The sequence below is a fragment of the Kribbella sp. NPDC048928 genome, from assembly GCF_043197975.1.
In the GTDB taxonomy this organism is placed as follows: Bacteria; Actinomycetota; Actinomycetes; order Propionibacteriales; family Kribbellaceae; genus Kribbella.
The window spans coordinates 1,155,215-1,169,042 of sequence record NZ_JBICUC010000001.1 but is presented as its reverse complement, the minus strand read 5'-3'; the positions used below and the strand labels follow the sequence as shown (position 1 = coordinate 1,169,042).

15 protein-coding genes are annotated in these 13,828 nt (G+C 67.7%); 7 read left to right on the top strand and 8 right to left on the bottom strand.

Annotated elements, in window-relative coordinates; genetic code table 11:
• Positions 1-312 precede the first annotated feature (312 nt).
• Positions 313-1,158, top strand: coding sequence for an NAD(P)H-dependent flavin oxidoreductase (locus tag ACGFI6_RS05615; RefSeq protein ID WP_393115464.1), 846 nt, complete (start codon positions 313-315; stop codon positions 1,156-1,158).
• On the opposite strand, the gene ACGFI6_RS05610 is transcribed toward ACGFI6_RS05615, so the two are convergent.
• The 8 genes from ACGFI6_RS05610 to ACGFI6_RS05575 all read right to left on the bottom strand — a co-directional run bounded on the left by ACGFI6_RS05610 (position 1,122) and on the right by ACGFI6_RS05575 (position 8,089).
• Positions 1,122-2,417 carry an alpha-glucosidase/alpha-galactosidase gene (locus ACGFI6_RS05610; RefSeq protein ID WP_393115462.1) on the bottom strand — a complete coding sequence of 432 codons (1,296 nt, stop codon included), beginning with the start codon at positions 2,415-2,417 and terminating at the stop codon, positions 1,122-1,124. The genes ACGFI6_RS05615 and ACGFI6_RS05610 overlap by 37 nt on opposite strands.
• The gene (locus ACGFI6_RS05605; RefSeq protein ID WP_393115461.1) at positions 2,414-3,358 is read right to left on the bottom strand and encodes a carbohydrate kinase family protein; all 945 of its coding nucleotides are present in this window, start codon (positions 3,356-3,358) and stop codon (positions 2,414-2,416) included. The genes ACGFI6_RS05610 and ACGFI6_RS05605 overlap by 4 nt, the downstream gene beginning before the upstream one ends.
• A gap of 118 nt (positions 3,359-3,476) precedes the next feature.
• Complete coding sequence (locus ACGFI6_RS05600) at positions 3,477-4,295, bottom strand: carbohydrate ABC transporter permease (protein ID WP_393115459.1); 819 nt, start codon at positions 4,293-4,295, stop codon at positions 3,477-3,479.
• Positions 4,292-5,215 (bottom strand): carbohydrate ABC transporter permease, encoded by a 924-nt coding sequence (locus ACGFI6_RS05595; protein WP_393115458.1) that lies wholly within the window; start codon positions 5,213-5,215, stop codon positions 4,292-4,294. The genes ACGFI6_RS05600 and ACGFI6_RS05595 overlap by 4 nt, the downstream gene beginning before the upstream one ends.
• The gene (locus ACGFI6_RS05590) at positions 5,215-6,513 is read right to left on the bottom strand and encodes an ABC transporter substrate-binding protein (RefSeq protein WP_393115457.1); all 1,299 of its coding nucleotides are present in this window, start codon (positions 6,511-6,513) and stop codon (positions 5,215-5,217) included. The genes ACGFI6_RS05595 and ACGFI6_RS05590 overlap by 1 nt, the downstream gene beginning before the upstream one ends.
• Before the next feature lie 32 nt (positions 6,514-6,545).
• The gene (locus ACGFI6_RS05585; protein WP_393115455.1) at positions 6,546-7,349 is read right to left on the bottom strand and encodes an endo alpha-1,4 polygalactosaminidase; all 804 of its coding nucleotides are present in this window, start codon (positions 7,347-7,349) and stop codon (positions 6,546-6,548) included.
• A 91-nt stretch (positions 7,350-7,440) separates the two neighbouring features.
• Positions 7,441-7,932, bottom strand: a complete 492-nt coding sequence (locus ACGFI6_RS05580) for a hypothetical protein (protein ID WP_393115760.1) — start codon at positions 7,930-7,932, stop codon at positions 7,441-7,443.
• Positions 7,847-8,089, bottom strand: coding sequence for an alpha/beta fold hydrolase (locus ACGFI6_RS05575; RefSeq protein WP_393115454.1), 243 nt, complete (start codon positions 8,087-8,089; stop codon positions 7,847-7,849). The genes ACGFI6_RS05580 and ACGFI6_RS05575 overlap by 86 nt, the downstream gene beginning before the upstream one ends.
• Before the next feature lie 5 nt (positions 8,090-8,094).
• On the opposite strand from ACGFI6_RS05575, the gene ACGFI6_RS05570 reads away from it, so the two are divergent.
• The 6 genes from ACGFI6_RS05570 to ACGFI6_RS05545 all read left to right on the top strand — a co-directional run bounded on the left by ACGFI6_RS05570 (position 8,095) and on the right by ACGFI6_RS05545 (position 13,793).
• Positions 8,095-8,625: a hypothetical protein gene (locus tag ACGFI6_RS05570; RefSeq protein ID WP_393115453.1), complete on the top strand. Its 531-nt coding sequence runs from the start codon at positions 8,095-8,097 to the stop codon at positions 8,623-8,625.
• A 70-nt stretch (positions 8,626-8,695) separates the two neighbouring features.
• On the top strand, positions 8,696-9,712 hold the full coding sequence (locus ACGFI6_RS05565; RefSeq protein WP_393115452.1) for a LacI family DNA-binding transcriptional regulator: 1,017 nt from the start codon (positions 8,696-8,698) through the stop codon (positions 9,710-9,712).
• A gap of 10 nt (positions 9,713-9,722) precedes the next feature.
• Positions 9,723-11,006, top strand: a complete 1,284-nt coding sequence (locus ACGFI6_RS05560; RefSeq protein ID WP_393115450.1) for an extracellular solute-binding protein — start codon at positions 9,723-9,725, stop codon at positions 11,004-11,006.
• Complete coding sequence (locus ACGFI6_RS05555; RefSeq protein ID WP_393115448.1) at positions 11,003-11,902, top strand: carbohydrate ABC transporter permease; 900 nt, start codon at positions 11,003-11,005, stop codon at positions 11,900-11,902. Before ACGFI6_RS05560 ends, ACGFI6_RS05555 begins: the two co-directional genes overlap by 4 nt.
• Positions 11,899-12,717: a carbohydrate ABC transporter permease gene (locus ACGFI6_RS05550; protein ID WP_393115447.1), complete on the top strand. Its 819-nt coding sequence runs from the start codon at positions 11,899-11,901 to the stop codon at positions 12,715-12,717. Before ACGFI6_RS05555 ends, ACGFI6_RS05550 begins: the two co-directional genes overlap by 4 nt.
• Before the next feature lie 17 nt (positions 12,718-12,734).
• A complete protein-coding gene (locus ACGFI6_RS05545; protein WP_393115445.1) occupies positions 12,735-13,793 on the top strand; it encodes a glycosidase in 1,059 nt (352 codons plus the stop codon).
• Positions 13,794-13,828: the final 35 nt, after the last annotated feature.

Genomic DNA, 13,828 nt, shown 5'->3' with positions numbered 1-13,828 from the left:
CACGACGACGTGCGGGCGAGTGGGGTGCGCGGCCGTGTGCGGGCAACCCGCGCGGGCTAGGCGTGCGGGTGGGGGTTGGGGTTGGGGAGGATTTTCTGGCCGGTTTGGGACGGTTTGCTTGTCGAGCCTGGTGGTGGTTGTTGGTGGGTTGTGCGGACGGGGTGGTTGCGGGAGTGGTGTGCGGCGTGGTGCGGTGGGGGTATGTGGTTGAGGGAGCGGTTTGGGGTGGGGGTGCCTGTGGTGGGGGCGCCGATGGCCAATGTCAGTGGGGGCAGGCTGACGGCGGCGATTTCTGCCGCGGGCGGGTTGGGGATGCTGGGTGCTGGGTCCGCGGTCTCGGCCGAGTGGATTCGTACCGAGGGCGCGATCGCCGCGGCGGGCGGGAAGCCGTACGGGATCGGGCTGATGGCCTGGTCTGTGCAGGAGCATCCGGAGCATCTGGAGGCGGTGCTCGAGTTGCGGCCGGCGCTGGTGTCGCTGAGCTTCGGTGACTATGCCCCGTACGTCGACACGCTCCAGCAGGCCGGCATTGTCGTCGCGACGCAAGCCGGTACGGTTGCCGATGCCCGCGAAGCGGTTGCAGCGGGCGTGGATGCGATTGTTGCCCGGGGCGCCGAAGCCGGCGGGCATGGGCGCAACGCCGTTGCCACACTGCCCTTGCTGCAGGCGATTCTGGACCTGACCGACCTGCCTGTGCTGGCGGGTGGCGGGATCTCCGGCCCGCGCGGGCTGGCCGCGGTGCTGGCGGCCGGTGCGGTCGGTGGCTGGATCGGTACGGCGTTCCTTACCTGCGTCGAGGCGGAGACCAAGGAGCCGGCGCGGCAGCGGATTCTCGAGGCCGATGCGACCGAGACCGTGTACGGCACGGTGTTCGATGCGGCGTCACGCGCCGGCTGGCCGGACGAGTTCGGTGGACGGGCGTTGCGGAACGACTTCTTCGACGCCTGGGAAGGGCACGAGGAGGAGCTGAAGGGCAAGGATTCGGCGCACGAGTTGTGGGTCGAGGGCTCCAAGGCCGCCGACCCGGCCCGCGCGTCGATCTACGCGGGCCAGGGCGTCGGCGCGCTCACCGGTCAGCCGACCGCGGCCGAGGTGGTGAGCGGGTTCGCGACGTACGGCGACTACTTGAGGGCCGCTCTCAACGACGGGTCCAAGTAGTTGCGGTGAGCAAGTACCAGGTCGTTGCAGAGTTCCCAGATCTGCTCGACCGGTAGGGTTCCGGCGGTCGCGGGGTCGACCATCAGGGCCTGCCGGATCGCGCGGGGGTCCTCGTTCACGGCGGCCTGCACGACGAGCTCGGCGACGTTCAGGTACGAGCGGTTGAGGGCGGCACACTGCGCGGGAAGTTCTCCCGCCGCGATCGGCTGAACTCCCGAACCATCCACCAGACACGGCACCTCGACGACAGCGCCAGCCTGCAGGTTGGAGATCAGGCCGGTGTTCGGGAGGTTGGCGTAGACGCGCCGTGGAGTGTTGGTGGTGATGCTGTGGATGATCTGCGGTGCGTACTCGAGCGTGGGCTCGACCTCGACGGGTTCGCCGGTCTTCAGCGCGTTCCGGGTGTGTTCGTACGACGCCAGGTTCTCCGCGACGATCCCGAGGTACGCGCCGATCGGCAGCCGGAGGCGTTCGATCTCGCTCGCATGCCCGAGGTACCACGGCACGTACTCCGACGAGTGCTCGCTGGTCTCCGTCGGGTAGAACCCGAGCCGCCGGTACATGTCCACCCGGACCCGCCGCAGCAGCTCCGGATCCGCCGCGATCGCCTCGTTCAACCGGTCGTACAGGTTCTCGCTGCCGCGTTCGAACCGCAGTACCCACGACTGGTGGTTGACGCCGGCCGCCAGGTACGTGACGTCCTCGTACGGCACGCCGACTAGCTCGGACAGGCCCTGCATCGTCCAGTACACCGAATGGCAGAGGCCGACGACGTTCCGTACGCCGAGCGCCTTCAGGTACCAGACGTTCATCACCATCGGGTTGGTGTAGTTGAGCAGCCACGCGTCGGGGCAGATCTCGGCGATGTCCTCCGCGAGCCCGCGCAGCACCGGGAACGTCCGGAGCGCCCGGAACACACCGCCGACGCCGAGCGTGTCGGCGATCGTCTGCCGGATCCCGTACCGCGCCGGGATCTCGAAGTCGGTGTGCGTGGCGGCGTTCATCCCGACCTGCACGATGTTGATCACGAAGTCGGCCCCGTCCAACGCGGCCCGGCGTTCCAGGTGCGTACTGATCTGCGGCGTCACGTCGTGCTCGCGCGCGATGTACGCCGCGGCCGCTGCCGCCGTCTCCAGCCGCTCCGGATCGATGTCGTGCAGCTGGATGTGCAACGGACCGAGCTCAAGCGCAAACAGATCGGCCAGCAGGCCCTGCGTGAACACCACGCTGCCGGCACCGATAAAGGCGATCTTCGTCATGGGTGCACGCTCTCTAGTGCTTCGTTCCAGGTGGTTTGGGCTGCGGTGCCGCCGGCGGCGCGCGTGGAGAGGGAGCCGCAGGCGGCGGCGATCGCCAGTGCGCGGTCCGGTTTGGATCCGTTCAGTACGGCGGCGACCCAGCCGGCGTCGAAGCTGTCGCCCGCCCCGACGGCGTCGACCGTTTCTACTTTCAGCGCTGGTGCGGTGATCGCGGTGGAGCCGTTGTGCGCGAGCGCACCATCCGAGCCGTTCTTCACCACGGCGAGGGTCCCGCCGCGGGCGAGGCGGCGCGCGAGGATCCCGGCGGCGTCCTCCACCGAGTGGTGACCGGTGAGCGCCAGCGCCTCGGCCGCGTTCGGCAGGAAGTAGTCCGTGACCCGGAGCACCGCGTCGAGGACCGACCGGTCCCACTTGCCGGCCGGGTCGTCGTTGGGATCGAGCGACGTGGTCGCCTTGGCTGCCTTCGCCTCCTTGAAGATCCCCGCGAGCCCGGCCGCCAGCTCAGGCATCAGATAGAACGACCCAGCGTGGACATGGCGCACCGAACGCAGCAGGTCCGATGGCACGTCCTCGGCCGACGTACTGGGCAGGCATCCGAGAGATGTCAGGATCGCGCGGTCGTCGCCCGAGGTGAGGATCGTGGTCAACGGCGTCGGCAGCGTCGAGTCGACCACGAGCGCGTCGACGTTGACGCCGCGGTCCGACAACGACGTACGGACGAAGTCGCCCGCCGGGTCGTCGCCGACCCGCCCGGCGAACGCGACGCTCAGCCCGAGCTGGGCCGCACCGCACGCCATGATCGAGGCGGAGCCGCCGAGGACGAGGGAACCGGCCGGAACGAGTCGCTCCCGCTGGCCGAAGAGGATCGGCTGGTCGACAGGCCCGACAACCACGTCGGGATTCGCGTCCCCGATCACAAGCAGATCGAATTTCCTGGTCATGGGGCCTCCCGGTCTGGACTGAGGAGCGGAGGGAGCGGAGCGACCGCAGCGACGAGGGAAGACCGGGAGTTCCAGCCCCATGACCCGCCGCGACGGAGTCGTGGCATATGCACAGTTATCAGCCCTTGAGTCCGGTGGATGCCAGGGAGCGGATGAACGCCTTCTGGGCAAGGAGGAATCCCAGCAGTACGGGCAGCACCGTGATGACGTTGCCGGCCATCACGGCCGACCACTGGGTGTGGTGCTGCCCCTGGAACGTGGTCAGTCCGAGCTGCAGGGTGTAGGTGGTGTCGGTGTTGATCGCGATCAACGGCCAGGTCAGGTCGTTCCAGGTGGCGAGGAACGTCAGTACGGCGACGGTGCTGAGCGCCGGCCGGGCGAGCGGCAGCACGATCGACACCAGGATCCGCAGCCGCCCGCAGCCGTCGATCCAGGCCGCCTCCTCGAGCTCACGCGGGAGCGAGACGAAGAACTGCCGGAACAGAAACACGGAAAACGGTGTCACCAGCGACGGCACGATCAGCGCGCCGAGCGTGTCGATCAGGCCGAGGTGCTTCATCACCAGGAACGTCGGGATCATCGTCAGCTGGAACGGGATCACCATTGTGGCCAGCATCAGCCCGAGGACGACCTTCGACCCGGCGAACCGGATCCGCGCGAACGCGTACCCGCCGAGCGACCCGAGCACCAGGTTCGCGGTGACGGCGACCGCGGACACGATGAACGAGTTCAGGAACCACCTCGGAAACAGTGCGTTTCCGAGCACGTACCGGTAGCCGTCGAACCTGATGCCGTGCGGCCACAACGCCGGCGGAAAACGGTTGATCTCCGCGTTGCTCATCACCGAGCTGACCAGCAGCCAGAGCAGCGGCAACGCGAACAGCAATGCCAGCGGCGCGAGGACGAAATGCCAACCACTGAAGGGCAGTCGCTTCATCGGGACGCCACCCTCCGTCGGTAGATCTGCAGCGCGACCCCTACCACGAGCAGCGCGACGGCCAGGGTGTACGCCGCGGCCGCGCTGTACCCGGCGGTGAACGTCTTGAACGCCTTCTCCCAGATGAAGTACACGATCACCGTCGTCGAGCCGAGCGGCCCGCCCTTCGTGGTGACGAACACCAGATCGAAGACCTGCAACGCGTTGATGGTCTGGAACAGCAGCAGGAAGATCGTCACCGGGGTCAGCGCGGGCAGCGTCACGTGCCGCAGTACGCCCCACCGGCCGGCGCCGTCGATCCGGGCCGCCTCGACCAGCTCGCTCGAGACGCCTTGCAGACCGGCGAGATAGACGATCACGCAGAACCCGGTCCCGCTCCACAACGAGATCGCGACCAGCAGGTACAGCGCCTGCCCCGGATCGCTGAAGAACCCCTGGGCGGGCAGTCCGACCTTGTGCAGCAAGGAGTTCGCGACGCCGAACTCCGGGTCCAGTACGAACGAGAACAGCACGCCCTGCGCCGCCGCCGACACCACGAACGGTACGAACACCAGCGTCCGGTAGAGCCCGATCAACGCGATCTTCCGGTCCAGCGCGATCGCGATCGCCAGCCCGGCGACCACACTCAGCGGCACGTAGAGCACCGTGTAGACGACCGTGTGCGAGACCGCCGAACCGAACGACGGATCCTTCAGCAACGCCTTGTAGTTCGCGAGCCCGACCCATTCGCTCGGCGACACCAGATCGTTGACCTGGAACGACAGCAGCAACGACCACAGCACCGGCACGACGCTGAGCCCGAGGATCAGCAGCACCGACGGGCTCACGAACGCCCAGCCGGTCGCACCCTCACCGCGAGTCCGGCGCTTGGCCGCCCGGCTCCGCTGATCGACGGTGAACGTGCCGACCACACTGGCCATCAGTTCGGCACCGCCAGCACCTGGTTGCACTGGTCGACGGCCTGCTTCAACGCATCCGACGGACTACGTTTTCCGAGCAGTACCGCGGCGATCGCCTCACCCAGGTGCTGGGAGATCTGCGGGTACGCGGTGATCGTCGGCCGGACCTTTGCGGTGTCGAGCGCCTTCACGAACACGTCCAGCCCGTTCGTCTCCGCCGAATGCTTCTTCCAGGCCGGCAGGTCCGCGGTCGCCTTGGTGATCGGCAGGCTGCCGCCCTTGATGTCCCACTGGATGTCCTGCGCGGGGTCGGCGAGCCAGGTGACGAACTCGGTGGCCGCCTTCACCTTGGCCTTCCCGTTGTCGAAGATCGTCCAGGTGTCCGGCCCGGAGATCGTCACCGGCTTGCCCGAGTACGTCGGCAGCGGCACCACGCCGTACTCGATCCCGGTTTCCTTGATTTCCGGGAGCTGCCAGGGGCCGGTGGCCACCATTCCCATCCGGCCGCCGAGGAACACCTGGTACAGCTGTTCGCTGCCCGGCTTGGGATCGACGTACAGCGACTTGTCGGTTCGCAGCCGATCGAGTGTCTCCAGGGCCTTCGTACCGACCGAGTCGAAGCCGACCTTCTTCCCGTCGCCGCTGACCACGTCCCCACCGAGGTCCCAGATCATCGGCCAGATCCGCCAGACCGTGTCCTCGTCGCCGACGCCCGGCCAGCCGGTACCGAAGACGCCCTTCGCGGAGTTCGTCAACTGCTTGGCGGTGGCCACGAAGTCGTCCCAGGTCCAGCCGTCCTTCGGCGGCGCGACGCCGGCCGCGGTGAACAGCTTCTTGTTGTAGACGACGCACAGCGAGTCCAGCAGCGCCGGCGCGGCCCGGACCTTGTCCTTCACGCTGACCGCATCCTTCGCGGCCGGCCAGTAGTCGTCGATCTTCAGCTGACCGGTGAGGTCGGCGACCTTGGGGCTCTTGGTCAGGCTGGCGAGGTCCGACCCGAAGATGTACGCGATGTCCGGGTAGGACCCCGCCGCCAGCCCTGCGGTGACCTTCTGCAGCATGCTGTCCGCGGTCACCCCGCCGCCTCCGCCGACCACCTTGATCTTCGGGTGCGACTGGTTGAAGGCGCTGATCAGCGAGTCGATCGCGGCCTTGCCGAGATCCACCTGGCCGTGCCACAGATCGAGGGTGACGACCCCGTTCGGGTCGGCGCCCTCGTCGTCGTTCTTGCCGCAGGCACCGAGGGCACCGACGGCGGTCACGGCCGCTGCCGCGCGCAGGACGTCGCGACGGGACAGGTTTCGAGCATGCTGAGACATGTGGTCTCCAGAAGGGGTGCAGGAAGGGAGTTTCAGCAGGTCTTGCGGACGTAGGAGGAGTCACCCGGGACCGACACGTCCACGTCGCGCTGCACGATCGACAGCGTTCCGCCGTACTGCGAGCACGCCGTCCGGCGGCCCTTGTCGGTGTACTCGATCACGATCACGTTGTTGCCAAAGGCATCGACGTAGTCACCGCACTCGTCGTACTGGCCGCATTCCTCGGCGACCGCGAAGTCCAGGCCGACGGCCTGCCGGTCACCGGCCAGTTCGACCGTGTTCTTCTGGCCGATGGCCAGGCTCTTGCTGTGGGCGTGGCCGGCGAGCAGCGTCAGGTACGCCTCGGCCTGCGTTGCGGTGAGCAACTTCTTCGACCGCGTGTAGCTGTCGTAGTTGTCCGGCTCGATCGCCTGATAGCCCTTGGTGGCGCAGCCGTCGATCCAGCCGTTGACCTTGGCAGCGATCCGGTTCCGCTTGTCCGCGGTCCGCAGATCCAGGAGCGGCTCGCCCCAGTCCTCGTCGATGACCAGGTTCCCGGCCGCGTCGCGGAGCAGGAGGTCGGCGGCCCAGTCGCCTTGCTCGCCCGGCTGGACCTGGAAGGCGTTGACGTAGCAGATGTTGTACAGGCCGGCCGCCGGCGCGGCGGTCCGGTCGCGGGTGACCACTTGGACGCCGGCGGGCGGGGTGTACGCGCCGCCGATCTGGTAGTCGAACTTCGCGTGAGTCGGCGGCAGCGTCACGGCCGCGTCGGCGGAGGTCCGGCTGAGGAGAGGGACGGTGACTGCGAGGGCGGTGGCCGCGGCTGCGAAAAGCAGGCGGCGGGTGAGTCTGGACACGATTGCTCCATCGGTCCCGGGGACGCGACCCCGCCTCGGGTCCTCTCACCGACCCTGGCGCCGGAAAACCGGATTTCAGGCCGTCGGCCTGCTACCGGCTGGGTGCGTCACTGCCGATCAAGTTAAGCGACGAACCGGCGCTCAGGTCAAGGGAAACCTGCAAACAAGTGCGCGAATGCCGCCAGATAGCGCGGCACTGCGCACTGCCTCCGACTCGGCCCATGAATCTGCTGAGGACATCCGCGAACTCGCGCCCGCGGTCCTCCAGGTCGAAGTGGCCGGCGTTCTCGAGGACGAGTTCCGGTGCGCCGGGAACCGCTTCGCGCAGCATCGCCCGTCCCTCGCCGACCCCGTAGTCGTGATCGGCATGCACATACAGGAAGGGGATGGACAGGGTCCGCAGTACGGTCCATACCTTGCGATTCGGTACGGTCGCCTCGTCGTACGGAGTGAGCGGGATGAGCAGCGGGAACTGCCGTGCGCCCTGCAGGTAGCGCTCATCCGGGAACGGTGCGTCGTACGCGGCCAGTCGGCAGCGAGGTGCTCGTCGCGACGACCCGGCGGAACCGGTCCGGCTGCTCACCCAGTAGCCGCAGGCCCAGTAGACCGCCCCAGTCGTGGCAGACCACGGTGACACCGGACAGCTCGAGCCGGTCGCACACGACCTCGCGCAGCCAGTCCGGATGCGATTGGTATGGCGTCCGGCGTGCGGTGACTGAGCATGTCCGTATGATATCCATATATTATGACTCTCGTACGAATTTTTCGGTCGGCAACTTTGGGGCTCGGCGTCGTGGCGGCCCTGATCGCGGGCACGACGAGCTCTGCACAGGCAGTAGGCGATGGTGATCGCGAGCCGGTCCACAACGTCCCGGCCGACATCCCCACGGACGTGTGTGGTTTCCCGATCCACATCGGGGTGATCGAGGACCGCGAGTACGTCGTCAGTCGGACGACCAATGCCGACGGGTCGATCAGTACCCGGGTGGCCGGCCCGCTCGTCAACAGCCTGACGAACCTGAACACCGGGGCCACCATCGCCTACGACAACGGAGGCCCCGGCGCGATCACCACCTATCCGGACGGTCACGCGACGCTGGACTTCGGCGGCCACTCGATGGCGTGGATCAGGGCGGCGTACCAGTCGCGGCTGGGCGCGCCGGCGTTCCGGCTCGTTGCCGGCGGCCACGTCGTCGGCACCGTCGACCCGGCCGGCGACATCGTCGCCCTGTCGACCAGAGGTCACATCCTGGACGGCTGCGCTCTCCTGTCTTGACACTCAGCTCTTGACGAGCGGCCTTTAAACCGGTTTGAATGCTGTTTAAACCGGTTTAAAGGAGCGTTTGGTGACGAAACGGCCGACGATCGCGGATGTGGCGCGCCGGGCCGGCGTGTCCAAGGGGTCGGTCTCGTTCGCCCTCAACGGACGGCCCGGGCTGGCCCAGGCGACCGTCGACAAGATCCTCGCCGCCGCCGACGAGCTCGGCTGGCGGCCGAGCAACCGGGCCCGGTCGCTGTCGGTCTCGAAGGCGTTCGCGCTCGGCCTGGTGATCACCCGGGACCCGGCGGTGCTGTCCTCGGACCCGTTCTTCCCGGCGTTCATCGCGGGCGTCGAGAGCGTGCTGTCCACGAAGGGCCAGGCGCTGGTTCTGCAAGTGGTCGCCGACGGCTCCGAGGCGGACGGGTACCGGCGGCTCGCGCAGGACGCACGGGTCGACGGCGTGTTCCTGTCCGACCTCCGGCACGACGACCCGCGGATCGAGTTGCTCGTCGAGCTCGGCATCCCGGCGGTCACCCTGAACCGTCCCGATGGGGAGTCGCCGTTCCCGGCCGTCACTCTCGACGACCGTCCGGGAACGGTCGCGGTCGTCGAGCACCTGGTCGGGCTCGGGCACACGCGGATCGCGCACGTCGCCGGTCCGCAGACGTTCGTGCATGCGACCGCCCGGTCCGCCGCGTTCGTCGAGACCTTGGCCGCGGCCGGGCTGGAGCCGGTGGCGGTCGAGGCGGGCGACTTCACCGCGGCCGGCGGGATCGAGGCCACCCGGCGGTTGCTCGCGCTGCCGGAACCGCCGACCGCCGTCGTCTACGCGAACGACCGGATGGCGATCGCGGGCCTGAGCGCCGCCCAGGCGGCCGGGCTGACCGTGCCGGACGACCTCAGCGTCGCCGGCTTCGACGACAGCGAACTCGCCGAGTACGTGCATCCCGGCCTGACCACGGTCCGCGCCGACCCGTTCCGCTTCGGCGCGGCGGCGGCTCAGACCCTCAACCGGGTCGTCGACGGGGAATCCGGCGTACCCGATGTCGAGCTCCCGCCCGCGGAGCTCGTCGTACGACGCTCGACCGCTGCCCCTGCCTAGGAGGACCCTGATGAAGTTGCAAGCTGGACTGCTGGCCGTCGTACTGGCCGGCTCGCTCGTCGCCTGTGGGAACAGTGGCGGCGGCGCTGGTGACGCCGACGCCGCGGCGAAGGCGCGTGGCCCGATCACGATCTGGTACTCGAACAACGCCGAAGAAGTGGCCTGGGGCAAGCAGATGGTCGCGGCCTGGAACGCCGAGCACGCCGATCAGAAGATCACCGCCCAGGAGATCCCGACCGGCAAGTCGTCGGAGGAGGTGATCGGCGCCGCGATCACGGCCGGGAACGCACCCTGCCTGATCTTCAACACCTCGCCCGCCTCGGTCTCGCAGTTCCAGAAGCAGGGTGGGCTGGTACCGCTGGACAGCTTCGCGGACGGCAAGCAGTACATCGAGGACCGCTCCGGTGACGTCGCGCAGCAGTACAAGTCGTCCGACGGCAAGTACTACCAGCTGCCCTGGAAGTCGAACCCGGTGATGATCTTCTACAACAAGAAGATCTTCGCGAAGGCCGGCATCACGGATCCGTCGCTGAAGACGTACGACGAGTTCCTCGCCGCATCCCGGAAGGTGGTCGCCTCGAAGGCCGCGAAGTTCGCGATCTACCCGGCGCCGAGCAACGAGTTCTTCCAGTCCTGGTTCGACTTCTACCCGCTGTACGCCGCGGAAACCGGCGGAAAGCAGTTCGTTTCCGACGGGAAGGCGACGTTCGCCTCCGACGACGGCAAGAAGGTCGCCGACTTCTGGCGGACGATGTACAAGGACAAGCTGGCCTCGCAGGAGAAGTACACCGGAGACGCCTTCGTCGACGGCACCGCCGCGATGGCCGTGGTCGGTCCGTGGGCGATCGCCTCGTACAAGGGCAAGGTCGACTGGGGTGTCGTACCGGTTCCGACGTCGTCCGGCAAGCCCGCGAACGAGATCCACACCTTCAGTGACGCCAAGAACGTCGCGATGTACTCCGCCTGCAAGAACCGCGGGACGGCGTGGGACGTACTGAAGTTCGCGACCAGCAAGGAACAAGACGGCAAGTTCCTCGCCGCGACCGGGCAGATGCCGCTGCGCAAGGACGTCTCCGGGACGTACGCCGACTACTTCGCCAAGAACCCCGACTACAAACTGTTCGCCGACCAGGCGTCGCGGACCGTCGAGGTACCGAACGTGCCGAACTCGATCACCATCTGGCAGACGTTCCGGGACGCGTACTCCAAGTCGGTCATCTTCGGCCAGCAAGACGTCGGCACAGCCCTCGACGGCGCCGCCCAGAAGGTCGACCAACTCGTCAAGCAGTCATGAGTCGTCGTGGTCCGCTCGGCCGGGTGCTCGGGGAGCATCCGGCCGGGACGGCCTTCGTCACGCCGTACGTGGTGTTTCTGGCCGCGGTGTTCGCGTATCCGCTCGGGTTCGCGGTGTACATGTCGTTCCACGACTACTTCTTCACCGCGCCGGGCGCGATCGTCTCGCGGCCGTTTGTCGGCTTCGACAACTATGTGACAGTGCTGTCGGATCCGGCGGTACGGCGGGCCTTCGGGAACGTACTGATCTTCCTGGTGATCAACGTCCCGCTGACCGTCGTACTGTCGCTGGGCCTCGCGAACGCGTTGAACGCGGCGATCCGGTGGCGGACGTTCTTCCGGGTCTCGTACTACGTCCCGTACGTGACGGCGAGTGTTGCCGTGGTCGGGGTCTGGCTGTTCCTGTTCAACTCCAACGGTCTGGTCAACTCCGTGCTCGGCCCGCTCGCGCCGGATCCGTCCTGGCTGGTGAACTCCGGGCTGGCGATGCCGACGGTCGCGATCTATGTGACCTGGAAACAGCTCGGGTTCTTCATCCTGCTTTATCTGGCCGCGCTGCAGAACGTCTCGAAGGACCTGTACGAAGCCGCGTCCATGGACGGCGCCGGACGGTGGAAGTCGTTCCTGAACGTGACTGTTCCGGGCGTGCGGCCGGCTACGACGCTCGTCGTCCTGGTGGCCACGGTCACCGGGGCGAACTTGTTCACCGAGCCGTACCTGCTGACCGGGGGCGGTGGACCGGACGGGGCGTCGGCGTCGCCGGTCCTGATCATGTACCAGCGCGGCATCGAGCAAGGCAATCCTGATGTGGGCTCGGCGATCGGCGTGTTGCTCGTCATCGGCGTCCTGCTGCTCGCGTTGATCGAGCGCCGGTTCGTCGGGAGGGAGGACTCGTGAAGGGCAAGTTCGTCGCGCTGCTGGTCGGCGCCTTCGTGTTCCTGTTTCCCTTCTACTACATGCTGATCGGCTCGCTGCAGGCGGAACCGGATCCGTCCGTTTCCGGCGCGTTTCCGAATCCCGGAAACCTGACTTTCCACAACTACTCGGAGATCAACCAGTCGATCCACCTCGGCCGGTCGCTGATCAACTCCGGGATCTTCACCGGCGGGGTGATCCTCGGGACGCTGGTGTTCGGCGTCCTCGCGGGCTATGCGCTGGCGCGGCTGCAGTTCCGGGGCCGCGGGCTCGTGTTCAACCTGATGCTGCTGATCCAGGTCGTGCCGTTCCAGTTGCTGACGATCCCGCTGTACGTGCTGATCGTGCGCAGCTACGGGCTGGCCGACTCGTACCTGGGGATGACGCTGCCGTTCCTGATCAACTCGACCGCGGTGTTCGTTTTCCGCCAGTATTTCCTGCAGTTGCCGGCCGAGCTCTTCGACGCGGCCCGGATCGACGGGGCGTCCGAGCTGGCCATTCTGTGGCGGGTCGCCGTGCCGCTGGTGCGGCCGGCGCTGCTGACCGGCGTACTGCTGACGTTCATCGGGCCGTGGAACGAGTTCCTCTGGCCGTTCCTGATCACCAAGCAGCAGAACCTGCAGCCGCTCGCGGTCTCGCTGTCGAATTACCTGACCACCGTGGCGGCGCGGGCCGCGAACCCGTTCGGCGCCGTACTGGCGGGGGCCTGCGTGCTCGCTGCGCCGGCGGTCGCCCTGTTCATCATCTTCCAGCGCCGGTTCATCTCGACGAACCTGTCGTCCGGCGTCAAAGGCTAACTCCTGAAGGGCTTCTCGTGACTTTTCCCTACACCCTGACCCGTGTCGGCGTGCTGATGACGGCCGAGCCGGGCAACGAGCTCGAGGCGGAGGGCGTGCTGAACCCGGCCACCGGGCACACCCCCGACGGCCGGCTGTACCTCCTTCCCCGGCTGGTTGCTGCCGGCAACGTGTCGAGGGTCGGGCTAGCCGCTGTCGAGCTGGCCGACGGAGTGCCGGTCGGCGTCCGCCGGGAAGGCGTCGTGCTCGCCCCGGACGAAGGCTGGGAGCGCGGCACGAACAACGCCGGCGTGGAGGACCCGCGGGTGACGTACGTCCCGTCGCTCGGGTTGCACGTGATGACGTACGTCGCGTACGGTCCGCTCGGTCCGAAGCCGGCGCTCGCGGTGTCGTCCGACCTGCGGGAGTGGCGGCGACTCGGGCCGCTGCACTTCGAGTACCAGGCCGACCTGGACACCGACCTGAACCTCTTCCCGAACAAGGACACCGTTTTCTTCCCCGAGCCGGTACCGGGCCCGGACGGCGAACCGTCGTACGCGATGCTGCACCGGCCGATGTGGGACCTCGGCTGGTTCCGCGAGGGCGAGGGCGTGCACCTGCCGGCCGGCGTCACCGACGACCGGCCGGGGATCTGGGTTTCGTTCGTTCCGGTCTCGGCCGTCGAGGAGGACCTGCGGAACCTCGTCCACCTGCGTAACCACCGGCTGGTCGCGATGCCCGAGTACCCGTTCGAGGAGCTGAAGATCGGCGCCGGCCCGGCGCCGCTGCGGGTCCCCGAGGGCTGGCTCGTCATCCATCACGGTGTCACCGGCGAGCAGCCGGAGGGCTTCGATCCCACCACCCAGAAGGTCTGCTACGCCGCCGGCGCCCTCGTCCTGGATCCGGAAGACGTTACCCGGATCGTCGCCCGGACGGCCGAGCCGCTGATGGTCCCGGAAACCGATGAGGAAAAAGTCGGAACCGTCGGAAACGTAGTGTTTCCGACCGCGATCGAGGAAGTGGACGGTACCCACTACGTCTTCTACGGCATGGCCGACGCCGCCATCGGCGTAGCCCGCCTGACCCGCAACGCCTGACCCGCCGAGCCCTGCTCGCCGGTAGCTGATCGGAG

Coding starts and splice junctions, on each gene's coding strand:
- ACGFI6_RS05610 (WP_393115462.1), bottom strand. CDS start 2,417: ATGACGAAGATCGCCTTTATCGGTGCCGGCAGCGTGGTGTTCACGCAG.
- ACGFI6_RS05605 (WP_393115461.1), bottom strand. CDS start 3,358: ATGACCAGGAAATTCGATCTGCTTGTGATCGGGGACGCGAATCCCGAC.
- ACGFI6_RS05575 (WP_393115454.1), bottom strand. CDS start 8,089: ATGGATATCATACGGACATGCTCAGTCACCGCACGCCGGACGCCATAC.
- ACGFI6_RS05590 (WP_393115457.1), bottom strand. CDS start 6,513: ATGTCTCAGCATGCTCGAAACCTGTCCCGTCGCGACGTCCTGCGCGCG.
- ACGFI6_RS05615 (WP_393115464.1), top strand. CDS start 313: ATGCTGGGTGCTGGGTCCGCGGTCTCGGCCGAGTGGATTCGTACCGAG.
- ACGFI6_RS05560 (WP_393115450.1), top strand. CDS start 9,723: ATGAAGTTGCAAGCTGGACTGCTGGCCGTCGTACTGGCCGGCTCGCTC.
- ACGFI6_RS05570 (WP_393115453.1), top strand. CDS start 8,095: ATGACTCTCGTACGAATTTTTCGGTCGGCAACTTTGGGGCTCGGCGTC.
- ACGFI6_RS05555 (WP_393115448.1), top strand. CDS start 11,003: ATGAGTCGTCGTGGTCCGCTCGGCCGGGTGCTCGGGGAGCATCCGGCC.
- ACGFI6_RS05600 (WP_393115459.1), bottom strand. CDS start 4,295: ATGAAGCGACTGCCCTTCAGTGGTTGGCATTTCGTCCTCGCGCCGCTG.
- ACGFI6_RS05595 (WP_393115458.1), bottom strand. CDS start 5,215: ATGGCCAGTGTGGTCGGCACGTTCACCGTCGATCAGCGGAGCCGGGCG.